The organism is Psychrobacter sp. Sarcosine-3u-12 (assembly GCF_002836005.1).
Taxonomy (GTDB): Bacteria; Pseudomonadota; Gammaproteobacteria; order Pseudomonadales; family Moraxellaceae; genus Psychrobacter; species Psychrobacter okhotskensis.
In genome coordinates this window covers 1-584 of sequence record NZ_PJBY01000042.1, presented here as the reverse complement: position 1 = coordinate 584, position 584 = coordinate 1, and the positions used below count along the sequence as shown (strand labels likewise).

The 584-nt window shown below is 47.4% G+C and carries 1 protein-coding gene; it reads left to right on the top strand.

Annotated features, from left to right (window positions below; all coding sequences use genetic code 11):
• Positions 1-584: DUF2345 domain-containing protein (locus CXF65_RS01055; RefSeq protein ID WP_157823982.1), on the top strand; the 584-nt coding region annotated here is incomplete at both ends.

The following is a 584-nucleotide window of genomic DNA, read 5'->3' as shown; positions in this document are numbered from 1 at the left end:
CTCCACTCAACCGCAAACCCACGCTCAATCTGGACAGCATAACTACCAGCAGCATACACCGACTCTGACCCAAACGGCTTTAGGTGGTCAGCACTTGGCGGAACGCTTAACGCAGCTGGCAACAGGACTGGGACGTCAGGTTAATAATCATAACGCGATTAAAACCCAACTTGAGACTATCGCAGAAGAACAGCAAACCAAAACCCATCAAACGATGCCCTACATGCTGATCGACAGCGCAGCAGATAGTAGCTACGTCAGTGACGATACGCTGATTCATAGAAGCATGGGTGAGATGATTAGTACTACGCAGCAAGATATGCTGATCAGTAGTGGGGAGAGTCATAGCCAGATCAGTAGCGAGTCTCTAAATATCATAGCCGATGGTCAATTTAGTATGACTAATGCCAAAAAGAATATCACCCTCTCCGCCCATACGGGTAAGCTTGAAGCCACGGCTAAGCAGGATATAAACATCGCTTCCTCGACCAAAGAGGTTGAGATAGTAGCGACGAATAAAATTACGCTGACGGCTGGTGGTGCAAGTATCACGCTTGATGGTACTGATATTACGATTACGGCAA